The sequence below is a fragment of the Methyloversatilis sp. NSM2 genome, assembly GCF_038066675.1.
Taxonomy (GTDB): Bacteria; Pseudomonadota; Gammaproteobacteria; order Burkholderiales; family Rhodocyclaceae; genus Methyloversatilis; species Methyloversatilis discipulorum_A.
Window position 1 is genome coordinate 374,885 of record NZ_JBBUKV010000001.1, and the last position, 21,083, is coordinate 395,967.

Sequence of the window (21,083 nt, forward strand, 5' to 3'; positions counted from 1 at the left end):
AGTGACAGATAACCCCGGACCTGCTCCGGGGTTTTTCTTTTCCGGTCGCCGTTCTCTGTCGCCGATTGCCGCCCGCGCCCTCCCTCTCTACAATGCGAACAATTATCAATTGCATTGATGCCTGCCCGCAGCAGCGGACCAGGCGCGAGGGGAGTGCGCTGTGCGGACTGTCGAATGTGAGCTGCAGCGGGAGGCGGAGGATCTCTACCGGGGTCATCACGGCTGGCTGCAGGGCTGGCTGCGCCGCAAGCTGGGTGATGCGATGGAGGCGGCGGACATTGCGCAGGACGTGTTTATCCGCGTGCTGACGCGGCAACAGCCTGTGCGTGCGCATGAGCCGCGCGCCTATCTGTCGACCATCGCGCGCGGCCTGGTGATCGACCACTGGCGCCGACGTGCTCTCGAACGCGCCTGGCTCGATACGCTGGCCGTGCTGCCGGAAGCCGAAGCGCCGTCGCCGGAAAGCCGCGCGCTGGTGCTGGAGGCGCTGATCGAGATCGATCGCATGCTCGACAGCCTGAAGCCGCAGGTGCGCACCGCCTTCCTGTGGGCGCAGCTCGAAGGCCTCAGTTGCCCGCAGATCGCCAGCCGGCTCGGTGTGTCGCTGGCCACCGCCGAGCGCTACGTCGCCCGCGCGCTGCGTCACTGCTATGCGCTGCGTTTCGAATCGTGAGCGGCGGACTGTCTGCCGCGGCCGGCGAGCGCCTGCCGGACGACATCGTCGATGCGGCGATCGCGTGGTCGGTGCGGCTCGACTACAACGCTGCGACGCCGGCGGCGAAGCAGGCCTTCGCGCGCTGGCTCGACGCCGACCCGCGCCACGCGCAGGCGTGGGGCAGGGTGGCGGCGCTGCGCAGCGACTTCTCCGGCCTGCCGGCAAGGTTGGCGCACGACGTGCTGCAGGCCGCCGAGGCCGGGCGCCGCGGGGCCGCTGCCGGCAGACGACGCGCCCTGCGCGTGCTGTCGCTGTCCGGCGTGGCGCTGGCGAGCGGATGGGCGGTGCGCGAGACCACGCCCTGGCAGCGTCTGTTGGCTGACGCGAGCACGAGAGTCGGCGAACAGCGCACGCTGCGTCTGGCCGACGGCAGCGTCGTCATGCTGAACACGGACAGCGCGATCAGCGCCGATTTCTCCACTGAACGCCGTGTGCTGGTGCTGCGCCGTGGCGAAATAATGATCACCACCGGCGACGATGCAGGCGCTGCTGCGAAGCGCCCGTTCTGGGTCAGTACGCCCTTTGGCTCGTTGCGCGCGCTGGGCACCCGTTTCGTCGTGCGGCTGGAGCGCTCCGGGGCGCGGGTGAGCGTGCAGGAGGGCGCGGTCGAGGTGCATCCGGCCGACGGCGGCGCGCCCGTCGTGATCCACAGCGGCGAGCGCAGCGCGCTCGGCCCGGCAGGCACCTCGCCGCCGGTCATGGCGGATGCGGATGACGATGCGTGGACGGACGGCGTCATCACCGGCCGCGACATGCGGCTGGCCGACCTGCTGGCCGAACTGTCGCGCTATCGCAGCGGCCGCATCGTCTGCGATCCGCAGATCGCGGACTGGCGCGTGTCCGGCGTATTCCATGTGCGCGACACCGACCGTGCGCTGCGCTTCCTGGCGCAAGTGCAGCCGGTGGTCGTGCGCTACCGCACCCGCTACTGGGTCATCGTCGAGGCGGACCGGGCAGGCTGAACACGGCCGCGCAGGAAATTTTCGACTGAAGTGAGGGGATGCGCGGTCTCGTCCGGCCTCTGCAGTGAAGGCGCCCGTTTGGGTGGCGCTTCTTCCAACCGGACTCGAACACCGTCATGAATGCTCCTCTTTCCGCTTACGCGTCGCCGGCACGCGCGCATCCCCCGTTGAAGACGCTCGCTGCCGCGTTGCGTATCGCCCTGCTGGGCCTGACCCTGACGGCGGCCGCACTGCCGCATGCTGTCCGTGCGCAGGAGGCTGCCGCGCCGTCGGCCGCCGGCGTGCTGCATTTCAGCCTGCCTGCCGGACCGCTGGCCACGACGCTCGACCGATACGCGCGCATCGCCGGCGTCAACGTGTCCTACGAGGCGGCACAGCTGGCCGGCGTGCGTTCGCGCGGGCTGGAGGGCGACTACACGGTCGAGGGCGCGCTGCAGGCGCTGCTGGCCGATACCGGGTTCGAGGCCGTCGCACGCGGGGGCGGCTACGCCGTCCGCCGGGGGGCCGCGCGTCCGTCGGCGGCCGGTGGCGAAGTGCCGGTGCTGGACGCGGTGCGCGTGCGCGCCGACGCCGAATCCCTCCATCCGCTGCCGCCTTTGCAGGCGGGCGGCCAGATGGCGCGCGGCGGACGCCTGGGCATGCTGGGCAACGCCGACGTGATGGACGCCCCCTTCAGCGTCACGAGCTACAGCGTCGGCATGATCGAAGACAGGCAGGCGGTCAGCGTGGCCGACGTCGTTGGCAACGACCCGTCGATCCGCGTTTCCGGCCATCCGGGCGACATCCTCGACACCTTCTTCATCCGCGGCTTTCCGGTCGGCGACCAGAACTCGGGCGAGATCGCCTTCGACGGTGTCTACGGCGTGGCGCCGAACTACCGCGTGCTGGTCGACTACGCCGAGCGCATCGAGGTGATCAAGGGGCCGACCGCGCTGCTCTACGGCATGTCGCCGGCCAGCAGCGTGGGCGGCACCATCAACATCGTGCCCAAGCGCGCCGGCGCCGATGACCTCACGCGCTTCACCGCGAGCGCGTCGCCGAACGCGCAGTATGGCGGCCACCTCGACCTGAGCCGCCGCTTCGGGCCTGATCGTCGCGTCGGCATCCGTTTCAACGGCAGCGTGCACGACGGCGACACCGGCATCGACAAGCAGTCGCGCGCGGCAACCGTCGGCGCGCTGGCGCTCGACTACAGCGGCGACAGACTGCGCGCCACGCTGGACATCGTCGATCAGCGGGAAGACATCGACGCGCCGTCGCGCCGTCCTTTCCTCGGCGCCGGTGTGGCCGTGCCGTCGGCGCCCGACGGACGGCGCAACGTGTCGCAGCGCTGGGAGCGTTTCGAAACCGAGGACCAGTCGGTGCTGGCCCGCGTCGAGTACGCGGCGAGCGAGCAGCTCACGCTGTTCGCCGGCGTCGGTGCCGGGCGCACCCGGGTCGATCGCCTGTTCGGCAACCCGACCGTACTGAATGCGGCCGGCGATACCAGCACGGTGCCGCAGCGTTTCCGCTTCGACGTTGACCGCAGCACCGCCGAAGCGGGCCTGCGCGCGCGTTTCGAGACCGGTCCGCTGCGTCACGTGGTGAGCGCACAGGTCAGCACCTACCGCGACCGCCTCGGCCGCATTTCGGCCAATGGCACCGCGGTGCTGTCGAATCTGTACGCGCCCTTCGACAGCCCGGCGCAGGACGTGCAGCTGGCGGGCGACGTGCCGCGCGTGTCGGACACCGAACTGAGCGGCTTCGCGCTGTCCGACACGCTGTCGATGTACGACGAGCGCCTGCAGCTGACGCTGGGCGTGCGCCGCCAGCGGGTGGAAACCGACAACTTCAATCCGCTGACCGGTGCGCTGACGACGGCGTACGACGAGCACGCGCTGACGCCGCTGGTCGGCATTGTCGTCAAGCCATGGCAGGGAGTGGCGCTGTACGCCAATCACATCCAGGGTCTGAGCCGCGGTGACACCGCGCCGCCGTCGGCCAGCAACGCCGGCGAGGTGTTCGCACCTTACAAGGCGCGGCAGAACGAGGTCGGCGTGAAGGCCGAGATCGGCGCCGTCATCGCTACGCTGAGCGCCTTCCAGATCACCAAGCCGAGCGGCCAGCTGACCGGCACCGTGTTCGCGGTCGATGGCGAACAGCGCAACCGCGGCGTCGAACTGGCGCTGGCCGGCGAAGCGGCGCCGGGCCTGCGCCTGCTTGGCGGCCTGACCTTGCTCGACGCCGATCTGACGCAGACCAATTCCGCCGCCACGCTGGGCCGCACGGCGGTCGGCGTGCCGTCCTTCATGGCCAACCTCGGCGCCGAGTGGGACGCCACCTTCCTGCCCGGCGTGACGCTGACCGGCAACGTGGTGCACACCGGCAGCCAGTACGTCGATCGTGCCAACACGCTACGCGTGTCGGACTGGACCACCGTCGATGTCGGCGCGCGCTATCGCACGACGGTCGCCGGCCGCGCCACCGTCTTCCGCGCCCAGCTGCGCAATGCCTTCGACCGCAATTACTGGGCCGGCGTATCGCAGTACGGCAGCCTGGTGCAGGGCGCGCCGCGCACGCTGCTGCTGTCGGCTAGCGTCGATTTCTGAGCGCGGGGTGAGCGCGATGAACGCATACCGCATGATGGCGGCGCTGCTGCTGCTGACGATGGCAACGCCCGGCTGGGCGCACGGCATCTGGTTCGCCCAGCGCGCCGGCCGGCTGGCGCTGGTCTATGGCGAGGGCGCCGAGGACGTCGAGGTGTTCAGCCGACGTGACCGCATCACGGCGCTGCAGGCCTTCGACGCGGCCGGTCGGCCGCTGCCGGTGCACACCGTGCCGGTCGAGCCCATGGTGTTCGTCAGCGCCGATGCCGCGGCAGTCGTGCTGGCGACGACGATGGACAACGGCTACTGGTCGCGCCTGCCGTCGGGCAAGTGGATGGCCGGCACGAAGGAAAGCGTGCCCACGGCGACCACTACCGGTCGCTACCTGAAGTACGGCACGCATCTTCTGATGGCGCCGGTCGGCGAGATGCAGCCGGTGACCGGCATGGCTCTCCAGATCGTGTCTGTGGGCGGTCGCTTTCCGCAGCGCAGTGGTGATCCGATTACCGTACGCGTACTGCATGAAGGCCGGCCGGTGTCCGGCGTCGAGGTGTGGCCGGACCTGGTCAATGACCCGGACGGCGCCTCGGTGCGGACCGACGCCAACGGGCTGGCGACCATCACGGTGCGCAACCAGGGCCTCAACGTGATCCGCGCCGAGTACACCGAACGCGCCGTACGCGGCGATGCCGATGGCAAGGTCGATCTGGTCGAACATTTCGCCACCCTCAGTTTCACGCTGAAGCCGCCCGCCGACTGATCGCGACGGTCTGCCCGCCAGCGGCCGCCTGGGCGGGCAGACTGTAAAAATTTCTGCGTTTCCGATCTGTTTGCGCACACAGATGTTGTCGGCCGCCCCCGAACCGGTGCAGTCTCCGCCTGTCACAAAGCGCACGCGGAAATCACTACCTTGCACCGAAGACTGGACCCAGCGAGCACGACGATACTGATCGTCGACGACATGTCGGAAAACCTCGAGGTGCTCGACGGCCTGCTGCGCAGCGCTGGTTATCGCGTGAAAGCGGCGAAGAACGGTGCCGCAGCACTGCGCCTGGCAAGCGACCGCGATGCGCCGTCGCTCGTCCTGCTTGATGTAATGATGCCCGGCATGGACGGTTATACGGTTCTCGAGAGGCTGCAGAAGGACCCCGCGACCAGCGGGATTCCGGTCATCTTCGTCACGGCGCTGACCGAAGCCGGCGACGAGGAAGCGGGGCTGGCGATGGGCGCGGCGGACTACATCTCCAAGCCGATCAAGCCCGCGGTGCTGCTGGCGCGCGTGCGTACCCATCTGCAGGCCAAGCTGGCGCGCGACCTGATGCGCGACCAGAACGCCTGGCTGGAGGCCGAAGTCAGCCGGCGCATGGAAGAGAACGAGCAGATCCAGGCGGTGAGCATCCGCGCGCTGGCCAATCTGGCCGAGACGCGCGACCACGAGACCGGACGTCACATCCGCCGCACGCAGGCCTACGTTCGCGTGCTGGCCGAGGCGCTGGCGGACGATCCGCGCTTCGCACCGGTGCTGACGCCGGCCTGGATCGACCTGCTCACCCGGTCGGCGCCGCTGCACGACATCGGCAAGGTCGGCATTCCGGACCACATCCTGCAGAAGCGCGGCAAGCTCGACGCCGACGAGTGGGCCGTAATGAAGACCCACGCCGAAATGGGCGCGCGTGCCATCGAGTTTGCCGAGCGCGACGAGGTCAAGCCGGCCGCCTTCCTCGCACTGGCGCGCGACATCGCGCACTGGCATCACGAACACTGGGATGGCAGCGGCTATCCGGACGGGCTGGCCGGCGACGCGATCCCGCTGGCGGCACGGCTGATGACGGTGGCCGACGTGTTCGACGCGATGATGTCGCGCCGCGTCTACAAGTCGCCGTTCCCGGCCGACGAGGTGCGCGCCTACATTGTCGAGCGACGGGGCTCGCATTTCGATCCGGACGTCGTCGACGTGTTCATCGAGCGTTATCCCGATTTCATCGACATCGCGAGGCGACATGCCGACCCGACCTGAGTGGTCTGCCGCGTCGCCGTCGGCGCAGGCGCGCAGCGACGCAATCTGGGGCATGCGGATGACGGTGCTCGCCTACACCGGCATCGCGTCGCTGTGGATACTGCTGTCGGACGAACTGCTGCTGGCGCTGACCGACGATCCGAAGCGGTTCGCGCTGGCCAGCACCTTCAAAGGCTGGGCCTTCGTCGCCGTCACCGCCGGTGCGCTCTATCTGTTGATGCGCCGCCTGACCGGGCGTGCCCTCGACGCGCTCGAACGCGAGAACGTGTCGTTGACGGCGCGGGCGCGCGCCGAATCGCTGCTCGACGCCATCATTCGCAGCGCCTCCGATCCGGTGTTCGCCAAGGACAGCGAAGGGCGCTACCTGGTCAGCAATCCGGAAGTCGTGCGCCTGCTCGGCATTCCGGAGCAGGCCATGCTCGGCCGCACCGACGCCGACCTGCTGCCGCCGGAGGTGGCGCGCCGGGTAATGGACAACGACCGCATCGTCATGGCGGGCGGTCAGGTGGTGCGCTTCGAGGAGCACCTGCCGACCGCCGACGGCGAACGCATCTTTCTCAGTACCAAGGGCCCGCTGCGCGACGCCGGTGGGCATGTGATTGGTCTGTACGGCGTAGCGCGCGACATCACCGAACGGCTGACCGCCGAGCGCGCGCTGCGCGACAGCGAGGAGCGGTTCCGCACCCTGTTCGAGCATTTCCCGGTGGCCTACCAGTCGCTCGATGCGCAGGGGCGTTTCATCCACGTCAATCCGATGCTTTGCGCCTTGCTCGGCTATCGCGAGGGCGAACTGCTGGGCCGCGCCTTCGGCGACTTCTGGATGCCCGCCGAGCGCGCGGAATTCGCGGCCACCTTCGAGCGCTTCAAGCGCGACGAGCGCATACAGGCCGAACTGCGGCTGCAGCATCGCGACGGCCACGCCGTGGTTGTCTGGCTGGTCGGGCGCGTACAACTCGATGCGCGGGGGAACTTCGAGCGCACGCATTGCGTGCTTGCCGATCTGAACGAGCGGGTGGCGGCGGTGCAGGCGCAGGAAGAGCGCGAGACGCTGTTGCGCCAGATCGGCGAGCTGGCGCACATCGGCGCCTGGGCGGTCGATCTCGAAAGCGGTCGACTGAGCGCCACCGACGAGGTGGCGCGCATCCATGAAGCCGATCCGGCGTCGGTCGATACGCTGGCCAGCGCGCTGCAGTTCTTCTGCGAGCAGGACAGGGTGCGCATCGAGGCGGTCATCGAAGGCGCGGTCGAGCGGGGCGAACCGTGGGATATCGAGGCGCAGATGTCCACCCGGGCCGGGCGCCAGAAGTGGGTGCGCGTGCTCGGCACGCCGGTGACCGAGCACGGTCGCGTGGTGCGCCTGCGCGGAACCGTGCAGGACATCACCGAACGCCGGCGGATGGAACTCGAACTGAGCCGCCACCGCACGCATCTGGAGGAGCAGGTGCAGTCGCGCACCGCCGAACTGGCTGTCGCCAAGGAGGCGGCCGAAGCGGCGAACCGGTCGAAGAGCCTGTTTCTCGCCAATATGAGTCATGAGATGCGGACACCGATGAACGCCATCATCGGCTTGACGCACCTGTTGTGGAAATCGCCGCTCGACGCCTCGCAGCGCGAGCACGCGCAGAAGATCGGCGCGGCAGCCAAACATCTGCGGCACATCATCGACGACGTGCTCGACCTGTCGCGCGTCGAAGCGGAGAAGCTGGTTCTCGAATCGGCCGCCTTCCGCCTCGACGGGCTGCTCGACCAGGTGCGCTCGATGATGATAGAGCGCGCCGAGGAACGTGGCCTGGCGTTGCGCGTGCAGACGGACGACGGCGTGCCGGCGACGCTGCGTGGCGACGTCACCCGCTTGCGCCAGGCGCTGCTCAACTACCTCAGCAATGCGGTCAAGTTCACCGAGCAGGGCAGCGTCACGCTGAGCGTCGCCGTGGTCGAGCGTGGCGACGACAGTGTGCTGCTGCGCTTAGAGGTCAGCGACACCGGTATCGGCATCGAGGCGCACGATCTCGCCCGCCTGTTCAGCGCCTTCGAGCAGGCCGATGCATCGACCACGCGCAAGTACGGCGGCAGCGGACTGGGGCTGTCGATCACACGCCGACTGGCGCACCTGATGGGCGGCGATGCCGGCGTCAGCAGCGAGCCGGGGCGCGGCAGCCGTTTCTGGTTCACCGCCCGGCTCGGCGTGGTGGCCGACATGGTCGACCCGGCGGCGCCGTTCGTGGTCGACGCGCGGGCGCGTCTGGAGCGGGATTTCGGCCGCAAACGCATCCTGCTGGTCGAAGACCACGATATCAACCGCGAGGTGCTGCTGGCGCTGCTGCGTGATGCCGGCCTGCAGGCCGACGTCGCCGCCGACGGTGTCGAGGCGCTGGAGCGCGCGGCCGGCGAGCGCTACGACCTGGTGCTGATGGATCTGCAGATGCCGCGCCTGAACGGCATCGACGCCACGCGCCAGCTGCGTGCGCTGCCCGGCTGGGAGGCGGTGCCGGTCGTCGCCGTCACTGCCAACGCCTTCGCTGACGACCGTGCCGCCTGTGCGGCGGCGGGACTGGACGACTTCATCGCCAAGCCGGTCGAGCCGGAAGCCTTCTACACGCTGCTGCTGCGCTGGCTCGGCGCCGGCGACGCGGCTTCGGAGCAGTCGCCGCAGCCGTGTATCGGCGAGGCCAGGGCGGTGGTCGAGCGCCTGCTACCGCTGCTCGAAGCAGGAGACACCCGTGCCGGTGAGCTGGCGCGCGAGTCGGCGGCCGTCCTGCACGCGCTGGGGCCGGATGGCGCAAACCTGCTGCGCTGCATTGCCGCCTTTGACTACGATGCCGCCCTGGCGGTGGCGCGCGCATTGCTGGCGGCGACCTGACGCCAGACCGTCCGCACTAAAGATTGATCTGGGGCAGCCGTTGCACCCTGCAGGTCATGGTAGGGTCTGTTGATCATCGATTCGTGCGTCCGGCAGCGGGCACGCGCTTGCGCCGGGACGGCGCGACGGGCGTGCAGAATTGCCGACGCGCGAGCGATGCCGCCCTGCCGAGTTGCCGCCAACATTCCTGCCGCCCGGAACCTGCTGCATGACAGAACAACCGATTGCGGGCCGTCTGCCCGGCCGTGTCGTGTCCGCCTTGCGCGCGCTCGTCGCCGGCCTGGCGCTGACTCTGCTGGCCGGCTGTGGCGAGGCGCCGCAACTGCCGCTGCGCGTCGGTCTCAATCCCTGGGTGGGCTACGATCCGCTGGTGCTGGCGCGCGAGCGTGGCCTGTTCGATCCGTCCGATCTGCGTGTGGTCGAGCTCGAAACGAGCAGTGAAAGCGCGCGCCAGTTGCGCAACGGCCTGATCGAGGCCGCCGGGCTGACGCTGCCGGAAGCGGTCGAACTGGCGGCGGCGGGCATCGACGTGCGGGTGGTGGCGGTGCTCAGCCTGTCCAGGGGCGCCGACGCGGTGCTTGCGCGCCCCGGCATCGGTTCGGCCGATCGCCTGCGAGGTGGGCGCATCGGCCTCGAAGACACCGCGCTGGCAGCCATCATGCTGCAGCGCCTGCTCGAAACAGGCAGCCTGCGGCGTGACGAGGTGAGCCTGGTCATGCTGCCGGTGGTCGAGCACGAATCGGCGCTGAAGGCGGGCCGTGTCGATGCGGTGATCACCTTCGAGCCGGTCATTTCCAGACTGTCGTCGGACGGCTTCGTCGTCGTGCTCGACAGCGCCAACATGATGGGCGAGGTCGTCGATGTGCTGGTGGTGCGCGCCGACGCGCTGCAGGCGCGACCGCATCAGGTGCAGGTGCTGCTCGATGCGTTCGAAGCCGGCCGACGCGAAATGCTGGCACGTCCGGCCGAGGCGGCGAATTCGCTGGCGGCCGGCGCCGACCTCAGCGTCGATGAGTACGCGCTGGCCCTGTCCCGCCTGAACATATACAGCGACGCGCAGAGCCGGGCTCTGCTCGCCGCACCGACCGATGCGCCGGCGCTGGGTCTGGCGCGGCTGTCGAGCGACCTCAAGGCCAGCGGCCGCATGATGGCCGACCCCGACTGGTCGCGCCTGTTCGTGCCCGGCCTGGTACCGGCCCGTGACGGGAAGGGCGCGCAATGAAGCTGCCCTCGCGCACGCTGGTGCCGTTGCTGCTGACCGTGTTTGCGCTGCTGCTGGCCGTGTTGAACAACATTTTGCAGGTGCGCGAATACCGGCAACTGGTGGAGTACGAACAGTCGCAGTCGCTGACCGAGCGCCTCGGTGTCGAGCAGTCGGTGCTCGATCTGCACATCGCCAACGACAACCTTCCGCAGTTGCGCCGCATGGTGGCCGAACTCGGCCTGCGCCCGAACCTGACGCACGCCTACCTGATCGCGCCCGGCGGACGCGTCGTCGGTTCGCTGGCGCGCGCCGACGTCGGGCAGCCGCTGGTCGACAAGGTGATGGACCCGGCCGGCAACCCGCTGCTTGCGTTGAACACGTCCCCTGACCGCTCCTTGCGCATCGAACGTTCGGCCGACGGCCGGGCTCTGCTGGCCGTGCTGACGCTGGCCGCCGGTCACCGCCTGCTGGTGCGTACCGACCTCGAACTGCCACTGGCGCAGCGGCTGCACGCGAGCCGGCTCGAACTGTGGCGCCATGCGGCGACCATCCTGCTGTCCGCGCTGCTGCTGGCGCTGTTCCTGCACCTGATCTGGTTCCGTCGCACACAGCGGCTGGTCGATGCGGTGCGCGAGGTCGGCCGCGGGCGGCTCGACACCCGCGTCAGCATCGACGGCCGCGACGAACTGGCGCAGATCGGCAGTGCGATCAACGACATGGCGCTGAAGCTGCAGGCGCAGCACACGGCGCTGCGCGACAGCGAGACGCGCATGCGCGCCGTGTTCGAGCAGGCCGGCGTCGGTGTCGCCCGCATCGACAGCCGGCTGGGACGCTTCGTCGACGTGAACGCGAAGTATTGCGCCATCGTCGGCTACAGCCGCGACGAAATGCTGGCGCTCGATTTCATGCGCATCACCTACCGCGACGATCTGGCGGTCGACCTGCAGCACATGGAGGCGCTCAAGCGCGGCGACATCCGTGAGTTCTCGATGGACAAGCGCCTGGTCCACAAGGACGGTCACATCGTCTGGGTGAACTTCAGCGTGACGCCGCTGTGGGCGCCCGGTGAGGCGCCGGACTACCACATCGCGGTCGTGCAGGACATCACGTCGCGGCACGAGGCGGAGCAGGCGCTCAAGCTGGAGCGCAATCGTCTGCAGGCGGCGGAGCGCATCGCCCGCCTCGGCAGCTGGGAGTTCTATCCGGCGCTCGGGCGCGGCTGGTGGTCTGAGCAGATGTACGAGTTCTTCGGGCTCGATCCGGCTGCCGGCATCCCGCCGATCGACGACTACCTCGCCTGCATTCACCCGGACGACCGGCCGAGCGTGGCGCAGGCCATGCGGCAGATGGCCGAGGCGGCGCCCCACCTTACGCCGACGATCTACCGCACGGCCCCTGAGCGCGGACCGGTCCGCCACCTGCAGCCGTCGGCCGAATGCGTCACCGACGCCGCCGGCCGGGTGATCAAGTACACCGGCATGCTGCTCGACGTGAGCGCCTCGGTCGAGGCCGAACAGGCGCTGCGCGCCTCGGAGGAACGCCTGCGCGCGACGCTGGAATACGCGCCGAACGTGGCGGTGCAGTGGTTCGATCGCGACGGTCGCGTGCTGTACTGGAATCACGCCTCGGCAACGCTGTACGGATGGAGCATGGACGAGGCACTGGGGCGCGGCGTCGACGAACTGATGTTCGGCAGCGACGAAGCTCGCGATTTCGTCGAACTGCTGGCGCGCGTCGAGCGCGACAAGGTGCGCATCGGACCGCTCGAATACACGGTGCGCCACCGCAGTGGTGCGTTGCGCCAGGTCGAGGCCAGCACCTTTGCCATTCCGGGCCTGCAGGGCGAACCGATCTTCGTCTGCATGGACGTCGACGTGACGGCGCGGCGCAGCGCGGAAAAGGCGGTCGAAAAGGAACGCACCTACCTGCGCACGCTGTTTTCGGCGCTGCCGGATTTCGTCTGGGTGAAGGACATCGAAGGCCGCTACCTGTCGTGCAACCGCATGGTCGAACAGTTCTTCGGCCTGCCGGAGGCCGATCTCGCCGGCAAGACCGACCACGACTTCTTCCCGACCGAGGTGGCGGACCTTTTCCGCGCGCAGGACGAGGAAACCGTGCGCACCGGGCTGCGCAGCATCCATGAATCCACGGTCAGTTCGGACGTGACCGGCGAATGCCTGCGCGTGCAGACGATCAAGGTACCGATGCGCAGCGAGGACGGCACGCTGATCGGCGTGCTCGGCATGGCGCGCAACATCACCGAACTGCGCGACGCGCAGGACGAACTGCGCGCGCTCAACCGCGACCTCGAACAGCGGGTGAGCGAGCGCACGCAGGCGCTCACCGCGGCGATGAAGGAGCTCGAATCCTTTTCCTACGCCGTGTCGCACGACCTGAAGGCGCCGCTGCGCGGCATCGACGGCTACAGCCGCATCCTGATCGAGGACTACGGTGACCGGCTCGACGAGCAGGGGCAACGTTTTCTCGGCAATATCCGCAACGGTGCGTCACAGATGCACGCCCTGATCGAGGACCTGCTGGCCTATTCGCGCATGGAGCGGCGCGCGCTGGAGGCGAGCCGCGTCGATCTGGGCGAGCTGATGCGCAGCGTGCTGACCCGTCGCGCCGACGAGATCGCGGCAGCGTCGGCGCAGATCGTCGGCGAGGTGCCGTCGCTCATCGTGCGCGCCGACCGGCAGGGGCTGGACCTGGTGTTGCGCAATCTGATCGACAACGCGCTGAAGTTCAGCCGCGATGCGAAGCCGCCGACCATCACGCTGAGTGCGCGAAGCGAAGGGGAGCGCATCGTGCTGTCGATACGCGACAATGGCATCGGATTCGACATGAAGTACCACGAGCGGATTTTTGAGATATTCCAGCGCCTGCACCGCAGCGAAGAGTTCGCCGGTACCGGCGTGGGCCTGGCGCTGGTGCGCAAGGCGATGCAGCGCATGGGCGGTCGCGTGTGGGCGGAAAGTGCGCCCGGCGAAGGCGCCTGTTTCAATCTGGAGTTTCCTGCATGATCACTGCGGTCAACCAGCAGCAACCCTTCACGCTGCCCATACTGCTGGTCGAGGACAATCCGGTCGACATCGACCTCACCTGTCGCGCCTTTGCGCGCAGCCACCTGCACAACCCGATCAGCATCGCCCGTGACGGCGAGGAGGCGATCGGCCTGATCGACCGCTGGGAGGCGGGCGACACGCCGCCGTCGCTGATCCTGCTCGACATCAACCTGCCGCGCGTGAATGGCATCGAGGTGCTGCGCCACCTGAAGGCGCATCCGAAGTACCGGCGCATTCCGGTGGTCGTGCTCAGTTCGTCGTCGGAAGACCGCGACCTGCACGACGCCTACGCGCTGGGCGTCAATTCCTTCATCGTCAAACCGGTGGATTTCGATCGTTTCGTCGAGGCGGCGGGACAGATCGAACGCTACTGGTGCGAACTCAACCAGCGCCCGGTGTGATGCGCGTCCTCTATACCGAAGATTCGGAGTTCGACGCCGATCTCACGCAGCGGGCGCTGGCACGCTGCGGGCGCGACATCGAGCTGCAGATCGCGACCACGCTGGCGCGTTCGCGCAGCCTGCTCGAATCCGGGCAGTTCGACCTGCTGCTGACCGACCTCAAGCTGCCGGACGGCACCGGGCTGGAACTGCTCGCCCACGTGCGCGAACAGGGCTGGCCGCTCGCCGTCGTCGTACTGACCGGCTCGGGCGACGGCGACGCGGCGATCGCCGCGTTGAAGGCGGGTGCCGACGACTACCTGATCAAGCGCGACCAGTATCTGGAACGCCTGCCGCGCGTGATGGAAGCGGCCGTACTGCGCCAGCGCTCGATGAAGGCGCGGCGCGACCGGCCGATACGCGTACTGTCGGCTGCTGCCAGCGGAAACGAACTGGAGCGCATGCGCCGGCACTTGCTGAAGCATGCACCGCACATCCGGCTCGATGCGGTCGTCCGCGTCGACGACGTTGCGCCCCGCTTGCCGGCCACCGGCGAAGAAGCCGAATTCGACGTGCTGCTGCTCGATGCCGGTCCGCATCCGGCGGACGCGCTTGAACTGGTCCGACGCATCCGGCTGGAGCGCCTGCTGCAGCTGCCCGTGGTCATGATGGCCGGCCGCGAAAGCGAAGAACTCGCGTCCAGCGCACTGCATCTGGGCGTCGATGACTACCTCGTGCAGCACGAGGGCTATCTGTACGAACTGCCGTCCACGCTGGAGAAGGTGCATCGCCGTGCCGAACTGGCGCGCGAGGAGCGGCGCCTGCGCGACACCAACCAGCGCATGGCGCAACTGCTGGCGTCCAGTCCGACCATCGTCTATAGCCTGCGTGTGCTCGATGGGACGGCGCACGCGACCTGGGTGAGCGAGAACGTCAGCCGCATTCTCGGCTACTCGATCGCCGAGGCGATGCAGCCGGGCTGGTGGATCGATCATCTGCATCCGCAGGATCGCGACCGCGCACTCGCCGGCATGGCGACGCTGATGCGCGACGGTCATCTGAGCCACGAATACCGCTTCCGCTGCGGCGACGGCCGCGAGATCTGGGTGCGCGACGAACTGCGGCGGGTCAGCGAGGCAGGCGCACCGGTGGTCGACATCGTCGGCTCGTGGACCGACATCACGGCGAACAAGCGCGCCGCGCTGGTGAACGAGGCGCGCGTCGACGTGCTCGACCGCGTGGTGCAGGTGGCACCGCTGGAATCCGTGCTCGAAACGATCGCGCTGCGCATGCAGGCGATCGAGGCCGACATGCGCGTGTCCATCGTGCTGCTCGACGAAGCCAGCGGTCATCTGCGCAACGGGGCGGCGCCCAGTCTGCCCGATTACTACAACCAGGCACTCGAGGCGCTGCAGCCGGGCGAAGGCGTCGGCTCATGCGGCACGGCGATCTGGAGCGGCGAGCCGGTGCTGGTGGCCGACGTGATGGACCACCCGTACTGGGCGCCCTATGTCGATCTCGCGCGTCGCGTCGGTTTCCGCTCCTGCTGGTCGGTGCCGTTCAAGGACGAGGCCGGTCGCGTGCTCGGCTCCTTCGCCGTCTATCACGACGCCCCCGGCCTGCCCGATGACGAACAGTTCAAGCTCATCGTCGAATTCAGCCGCATCACTGCGCTGGCCGTGCAGAAGGTACGCGCCGGTCGCGCGCTGCGGCAGGCGGCGGCGGTATTCGAGAGCACGCGCGACGGCGTGTTCATCACCGATCTGGACGCCAGCATCGTCGCCGTCAATCGTGCCTTCACCGACATCACCGGCTACAGCGAATTCGAGGTGCTGGGAAATAATCCGCGCATCCTGCAGTCGGGTCGTCACGAACCGGCCTTCTACAAGGCGATGTGGCGCGCCGTTCTGGACAGCGGCTTCTGGCAGGGCGAGGTGTGGAACCGGCGCAAGAACGGCGAGCTGTATCAGCAGTTGCTGAACATCAGCACGGTGCGTGACGAATCGGGGCAGGCCAGTCATTACGTCGCGGTGATGACCGACATCAGCCAGCTCAAGCGCTCCGAAGCCAAGCTCGATCACCTCGCGCATCACGACCCGCTGACCGATCTGCCGAACCGCCTGCTGCTGCAGTCGCGTGTGCAGCACGCGATCGAGCGTGCCGAACGGCAGCACGAGCACGTCGGGCTGCTGTTCATCGACCTCGACCGCTTCAAGAACGTCAACGACAGCCTGGGCCACCCGGTTGGCGACGAACTGCTGAGCGCCATCGCGCAGCGCCTGCGCGCGCGCCTGCGCGAGGCCGACACGCTGGCACGTCTGGGCGGCGACGAATTCGTGCTGCTGATCGAGAGCATGACCGCGCCCGAGGATGCCGCCCACGTGGCCCATTCGCTGCTCGAACTGATGCAGGCACCGTTCCGCCTCGCCCAGGGGCGCGACATCTACATCGGCGCCAGCATCGGCATCGCCGTCTATCCGGAAGACGGCACCACGGTGACCGAACTGATCCAGCATTCCGACGTCGCGATGTATCAGGCGAAGGAGGCCGGCCGCGGCGCCTTCCGCTTCTACACCGAGGCGATGAGCCGGGCCGCGCAGGACAGACTGCATCTGGATACGCGACTGCGCCGCGCGCTCGAACGTGGCGAATTCCGTCTGCATTACCAGCCGCAGATCGACATGGCGAGCGGCCGCGTCGTCGGGGCCGAGGCGCTGATCCGCTGGATCGATCCGGACGAGGGCATGGTGTCGCCGGCCCGTTTCATTCCGGTGGCCGAGGAAAGCGGCCTCATCGTGCCGATCGGCGAGTGGGTGCTGCGCACCGCCTGTGCCCAGGCGCGTGCCTGGCAGGAGGCCGGCCATGCGCTCAGCATCGCCGTCAACCTGTCAGCGCGCCAGTTGCAGCACGCCGACATGGCGCACTACCTGTCGGCGCTGATGGCCGAGTCCGGTCTGCAGGCCGGACGGCTCGAATTCGAACTGACCGAATCGATGCTGGCTGACGATCTTCAGCAGACCGAAGAGCGCCTGCGCGCGCTGAAGGCGCTCGGCGTTGCGCTGTCGATCGACGACTTCGGCACCGGCTACTCGTCTCTGGCCTACCTCAAGCGCTTCCCGATCGACGTGCTGAAGATCGACCAGAGCTTCGTGCGCGACATCCCGCAGGACCGCAACGACATGGAGATTGCCGCCACCATCATCGCGATGGCGCACACACTGAAGATGCGCGTGGTCGCCGAAGGCGTCGAAACCGAGGAGCAGCTCGCCTTCCTGAAGGACCGCGAATGCGACGCCTGGCAGGGCTATCTGTGCAGCAAGCCGGTGCCGGCTGAGGAGTTCGAGGCTCGCTTCCTGCGCACCTGAGGCGCTGTGGCCCTGGCCGCGTCGCGGCCGAGGCCGCTTGTATGTTCTGCCCTGGCAAGCGTAGGAATAGCTTGTCGGGCGGAGGGACCCAGTCCGGATCTGACGGCAAGCACGTACAGACAGAGGGAGAGATGTCCCGCCCTCACCCCAAGCACCGATCAGGAATCCATCGGACCGTGACCGCGGTACCGTCCATACCCTGCAAGCCAGTGCTGTGGTGAATCCCGACAAGCCTTTTGAACCTTAGTCGGGAGGGCCCCATCGTGACAAGTCAGAACGAGGCAGTGTGCTTTGGCATCGATATCTCCAAGCATTGGCTGGACATCGCCGAGTACCCCAGCGCGCAGGTGACGCGCATCGACAACACCGCTGCGGCCATCCGCGGCTGGTTGCGCACGCTGCCGAGAGGTGCCCAGCGCATCGCCTGCGAATCGACCGGCAGCTATCACTGCACGCTCGTCGAGTTGCTCATCAAGGCCGGACATCAGGTGTTTCTGATCGACGGCTTCAAGCTGTCCAGGTACCGCGACACCGTGGGCCAGCGCGCCAAGACCGATCGGCACGACGCACGCCTGATCGCCCGCTACCTCGCGCACGAGGGCACGGATCTGCGCCCGTTCTCGCTCCCGGCGCCCGCGGTCACCGAACTGCGCAGCCTGCTGCGTCGTCGCGCAACCGTGGTACGCAGCCTGGGTCGCATCCGTCAGAGCATGGAAGATCTGCCCGGCTTTGGTCGCGAAGTGCGTGTGGCTCTCGCGCGGCTCACCGCCTTGATCAAACGGTTCGAACAGCGCATCGCCTCGCTGATCAACGAGAGCAGATGGACTGAACCGTACCGGCGCATCCTGAAGATCGAAGGCGTCGGCGCGCTCACCGCCGCTGGCCTGTGCGCGGCGTTCCATCGCGCTCCCTTCAGCGGTGCGGACGCCTTCATCGCCTTCCTTGGCATGGACGTCAGCGTGCGCGACTCGGGCAAGAAGACCTGACGCCGTGCGCTGAGCAAGAAGGGTGACTCGGAGATGCGCCGCCTGCTCTACAACGCCGCCATGGCGGCCAGCAGATCCACGACCTGGCAGCCGTTCTACCAGCGCATGCTCCAGCGCGGATTCAGCCGCACCCAGGCGCTGGTTGCGCTGGCAAGAAAACTCGCTCGCGTTGCCTTCTCTCTGATGAAGAACGCGGCCGACTATGTCCCGAAACAACACGAAAACGCTTGCGGCGGAACATAGAATCTCCCACAGGAGACCTGAGCCAGATCTGTGGATCGAGCCAGGACCAAGTTCCGTGGGAGGGGTCTTGACCCCGACAGCAGCCTGCATCGAAGCCTGCGGACTACCAAGGCCCTGTCGCGGCCAAGGCCGCTCCCACAGGGATCGCACCCGATTCGCGGGTGGAGCCAGCGCGGGGTTCTGTGGGAGGGGTCTTGACCCCGACGGCAGCGTGCATCGAAGCCCGCGGACTGCGGCGACGGCGTCGAGCTTGAGGCTGCTCCGACCGGATGGGCGCCTGGCCCGCGCTGCGCAGGGCGTGCTCAGAACGGCAGCGCGAGCTGGCCTTCGTCGTGGCCGGTGGGCGCGTCAGCGAGATCTTCCGCCGACAGCAGGTGCCCCGCGCGTACGCCGAGCAGTCTGAACCGACGTTCAAGCGGCATCCGTTTCAGACACAGGCCGGCGTGGCGGCGGATCACCGTTGCATCCGCGGTGTAGGCATCCATCGTGATTTCGCGCGTGACGATGCGGAAGTCGTCCTGCCGCAGTTTCACACCCACCGATTTCGCGACGACACCTTTGCGTCTGAGGTCGTCGGCCAGCCGCTCGCACAGCCATGTGAAGATGCCACCCAGTTCCTCGCGGTCGTGTTTCGCGTGCAGGTCGCGTTCGAAGGTGGTTTCGCGGCTGATCGATTTCGGGTCGCGGCTGTAGCTGAGCGGGCGCTCGTCCTGCCCACGTGCGGCGGCGGCGAGCCAGGCGCCGTAGCTGCGGCCGAACTGTTCGATCAGCCAGTGTGGCTCGGCGGCCGCCAGCTCGCCGATGGTGCGTATGCCCAGCGATTCGAGCTTCGCGCTCGCCTTGGGGCCGATGCCGTTGATGCGCTTGGCCGGCAGCGGCCAGATGCGGGTGGCGATGTCGGCTTCGGTGATGACCGTCAGGCCGCGCGGCTTTTCGAGGTCGGAACAGATCTTGGACAGCAGCTTGTTCGGCGACAGTCCGATCGAGCAGCTGAGGCCGGTCGCCGCATTCACCGCCTGCTGGATGCGGCTCGCGATCGCGCGCACGCCGCCGTGCGGGTCGTCGCCGACGGCGTCCTGCGCGCCCGGCAGATCGGTCAGTTCGAAATAGATTTCGTCGATGCCGCGGTCCTCGATCACCGGCACCTGCGCCAGCACCGTCTGCTTGAACAGCCGCGACATGCGCTTGTATTCGTCGAAATCGGTCGGCAGCAGCACGGCGTCCGGGGCCAGCGCAGCGGCCTTCATCAGACCGATGCCCGAATGCACGCCGAAGGCGCGCGCCTCGTAGGTGGCGGTGGTGGCAACGCCGCGGCCGACGTAGTCGCGCAGCCGGGCGAAGCGGCGCGTGCCGTCGGCCTGCAGTTCCGGCTGATGCCGGGCACCGCCGCCGACCACCATGGGCTGGCCGCGCAGTTCGGGGTAGCGCAGCAGTTCGACCGACGCGAAGAAGGCGTCCATGTCGAGGTGGGCGATCCAGCGGCGCGGCACGGCGGGGTCCGGATGATCAGCGGGCCGGGGCGGGGCGACTTGCGGCGGGCGGTCGCTCGCCGGCGCGGCTGGCCGCTTCGAGCGCATCGCGCACGGCGTCCATGTCGTGCGCGCGCAGGCCCTCGACCAGCGCGCGCGAGGCATCGCGGCGAGCTTCCGCGTACTGGCGCAGTTCGCGCAAGGTAGCCGCCGACGGCGCGGCGGGGCTCAGGTGCAGTTCGCTCAGGTCCTCGAAGCTCTGCTGGTAGGGTTGCGCAACCTCGCTTTCGATCTGCCCGGCAAGGTCGTCGAAGCTGGCGCCATTGCGCTGGGCGTCGCCGATCAGCGTGTTCCAGCGGTGGGCGATGCGGCGGTCGGCGCCGATGAAGTCGCGGATTTCGTCGCGCGCCATCACCTCTTCGCTCCAGCGGTAACGCGGCGCCGGTATCGCGATCACCAGCACGATGACCATCAGCGCCAGCCCGAGGCCGGCCAGCCATTGCCCGGCCGAGGCCACCGGCTGGCGGTAGCGGCCAAGTACGGCGCTGTCGTCCAGTGGGCGCACCAGCGCCGCGCCGGCCAGCAGGCCGGCGACGAAGCCGCCGATGTGGGCGCCGTTGTCGATGCCGGCAATGTTCAGCCCGAGCACGATGGTGACGGCGGCGAACAGGCAGGCGCCCCAGAACAGGCGTACGAATTCGCGCCGGTCCAGCGTGGCGCGCTGCTGCCACAGGAAGGAGAGCAGCGCGCCATAGACGCCGAAGATCGCGCCCGATGCGCCGCCCGATACGGCGCGGTCGCCCTGCACGATCAGCGACAGCAGGTTGCCGGTGAGACCGCTGACGAAATAGATCGCGACGAAACGGACCGGCCCGAACATGCGCTCGACCAGGCGACCGCCGTCGAGCAGCGACAGCATGTTCATGCCCAGGTGCAGCAGGCCGAAGTGCAGGAACAGCGCACTGCCCAGCCGCCACCATTCGCCGTCCTTGGTCGCTGGCCCGAAGTTGGCGCCCCAGGCGAGCTGGATGCCGTTGGCCGAATGCCACAGCCCGGCACCGGACAGCAGCATGGCGGCGAACACTGCCAGGTTGGCGACGATGAGCGCCGTCGTCACCGGGATGCGGCGGCGGCGGGCGATCAGCTGGTCGATCAGGGGGAGCGGTGCGACGGTCACGAAAGGCGGGCGTGGTGGTGTTCGATGTGCAACGTATGCGAGGTTAGCACCGGCA

Annotated in this window: 12 protein-coding genes and 1 pseudogene; 11 read left to right on the plus strand and 2 right to left on the minus strand. The window is 68.3% G+C overall.

Going from position 1 to position 21,083, the window contains the following annotated elements:
* Window positions 1-160 precede the first annotated feature (160 nt).
* From WJU27_RS01780 to WJU27_RS01830, 11 genes and pseudogenes are all read left to right on the plus strand, one after another.
* The gene (locus WJU27_RS01780) at window positions 161-673 is read left to right on the plus strand and encodes a sigma-70 family RNA polymerase sigma factor (protein WP_296812519.1); all 513 of its coding nucleotides are present in this window, start codon (window positions 161-163) and stop codon (window positions 671-673) included.
* A complete protein-coding gene (locus tag WJU27_RS01785) occupies window positions 670-1,677 on the plus strand; it encodes a FecR domain-containing protein (protein ID WP_341420948.1) in 1,008 nt (335 codons plus the stop codon). The genes WJU27_RS01780 and WJU27_RS01785 overlap by 4 nt, the downstream gene beginning before the upstream one ends.
* A gap of 116 nt (window positions 1,678-1,793) precedes the next feature.
* Window positions 1,794-4,265, plus strand: a complete 2,472-nt coding sequence (locus WJU27_RS01790) for a TonB-dependent receptor (protein ID WP_341420949.1) — start codon at window positions 1,794-1,796, stop codon at window positions 4,263-4,265.
* A gap of 16 nt (window positions 4,266-4,281) precedes the next feature.
* Window positions 4,282-5,022 (plus strand): DUF4198 domain-containing protein, encoded by a 741-nt coding sequence (locus WJU27_RS01795; protein ID WP_341420950.1) that lies wholly within the window; start codon window positions 4,282-4,284, stop codon window positions 5,020-5,022.
* 150 nt (window positions 5,023-5,172) lie between these two features.
* Window positions 5,173-6,279 (plus strand): HD-GYP domain-containing protein, encoded by a 1,107-nt coding sequence (locus WJU27_RS01800; protein WP_269744946.1) that lies wholly within the window; start codon window positions 5,173-5,175, stop codon window positions 6,277-6,279.
* Window positions 6,263-9,139 carry a PAS domain S-box protein gene (locus WJU27_RS01805; protein WP_341420951.1) on the plus strand — a complete coding sequence of 959 codons (2,877 nt, stop codon included), beginning with the start codon at window positions 6,263-6,265 and terminating at the stop codon, window positions 9,137-9,139. Before WJU27_RS01800 ends, WJU27_RS01805 begins: the two co-directional genes overlap by 17 nt.
* A 208-nt stretch (window positions 9,140-9,347) precedes the next feature.
* On the plus strand, window positions 9,348-10,361 hold the full coding sequence (locus WJU27_RS01810; RefSeq protein ID WP_341420952.1) for an ABC transporter substrate-binding protein: 1,014 nt from the start codon (window positions 9,348-9,350) through the stop codon (window positions 10,359-10,361).
* Window positions 10,358-13,366, plus strand: coding sequence for a PAS domain S-box protein (locus WJU27_RS01815; RefSeq protein ID WP_341420953.1), 3,009 nt, complete (start codon window positions 10,358-10,360; stop codon window positions 13,364-13,366). The genes WJU27_RS01810 and WJU27_RS01815 overlap by 4 nt, the downstream gene beginning before the upstream one ends.
* Entirely contained in the window at window positions 13,363-13,809 is a 447-nt protein-coding gene (locus tag WJU27_RS01820; RefSeq protein WP_296812504.1) for a response regulator, read from the plus strand. Before WJU27_RS01815 ends, WJU27_RS01820 begins: the two co-directional genes overlap by 4 nt.
* On the plus strand, window positions 13,809-17,153 hold the full coding sequence (locus tag WJU27_RS01825; protein WP_341421612.1) for an EAL domain-containing protein: 3,345 nt from the start codon (window positions 13,809-13,811) through the stop codon (window positions 17,151-17,153). Before WJU27_RS01820 ends, WJU27_RS01825 begins: the two co-directional genes overlap by 1 nt.
* Window positions 17,154-17,437: 284 nt before the next feature.
* A pseudogene (locus WJU27_RS01830) lies at window positions 17,438-18,382 on the plus strand (IS110 family transposase).
* Window positions 18,383-18,684: 302 nt separating this feature from the next.
* Here WJU27_RS01830 and WJU27_RS01835 read toward each other — a convergent pair.
* Both WJU27_RS01835 and WJU27_RS01840 read right to left on the minus strand, forming a co-directional pair.
* Window positions 18,685-19,872 carry a DNA polymerase Y family protein gene (locus WJU27_RS01835; RefSeq protein WP_445928421.1) on the minus strand — a complete coding sequence of 396 codons (1,188 nt, stop codon included), beginning with the start codon at window positions 19,870-19,872 and terminating at the stop codon, window positions 18,685-18,687.
* A 16-nt stretch (window positions 19,873-19,888) separates the two neighbouring features.
* The gene (locus WJU27_RS01840; RefSeq protein WP_020165249.1) at window positions 19,889-21,028 is read right to left on the minus strand and encodes a rhomboid family intramembrane serine protease; all 1,140 of its coding nucleotides are present in this window, start codon (window positions 21,026-21,028) and stop codon (window positions 19,889-19,891) included.
* Between the last annotated feature and the right edge of the window lie 55 nt (window positions 21,029-21,083).

Excerpts from the sequence above, each read along its gene's own strand:
- WJU27_RS01795 (WP_341420950.1), top strand. The coding sequence starts at position 4,282 with ATGAACGCATACCGCATGATGGCGGCGCTGCTGCTGCTGACGATGGCA.
- WJU27_RS01820 (WP_296812504.1), top strand. The coding sequence starts at position 13,363 with ATGATCACTGCGGTCAACCAGCAGCAACCCTTCACGCTGCCCATACTG.
- WJU27_RS01810 (WP_341420952.1), top strand. The coding sequence starts at position 9,348 with ATGACAGAACAACCGATTGCGGGCCGTCTGCCCGGCCGTGTCGTGTCC.
- WJU27_RS01790 (WP_341420949.1), top strand. The coding sequence starts at position 1,794 with ATGAATGCTCCTCTTTCCGCTTACGCGTCGCCGGCACGCGCGCATCCC.
- WJU27_RS01805 (WP_341420951.1), top strand. The coding sequence starts at position 6,263 with ATGCCGACCCGACCTGAGTGGTCTGCCGCGTCGCCGTCGGCGCAGGCG.
- WJU27_RS01825 (WP_341421612.1), top strand. The coding sequence starts at position 13,809 with ATGCGCGTCCTCTATACCGAAGATTCGGAGTTCGACGCCGATCTCACG.
- WJU27_RS01815 (WP_341420953.1), top strand. The coding sequence starts at position 10,358 with ATGAAGCTGCCCTCGCGCACGCTGGTGCCGTTGCTGCTGACCGTGTTT.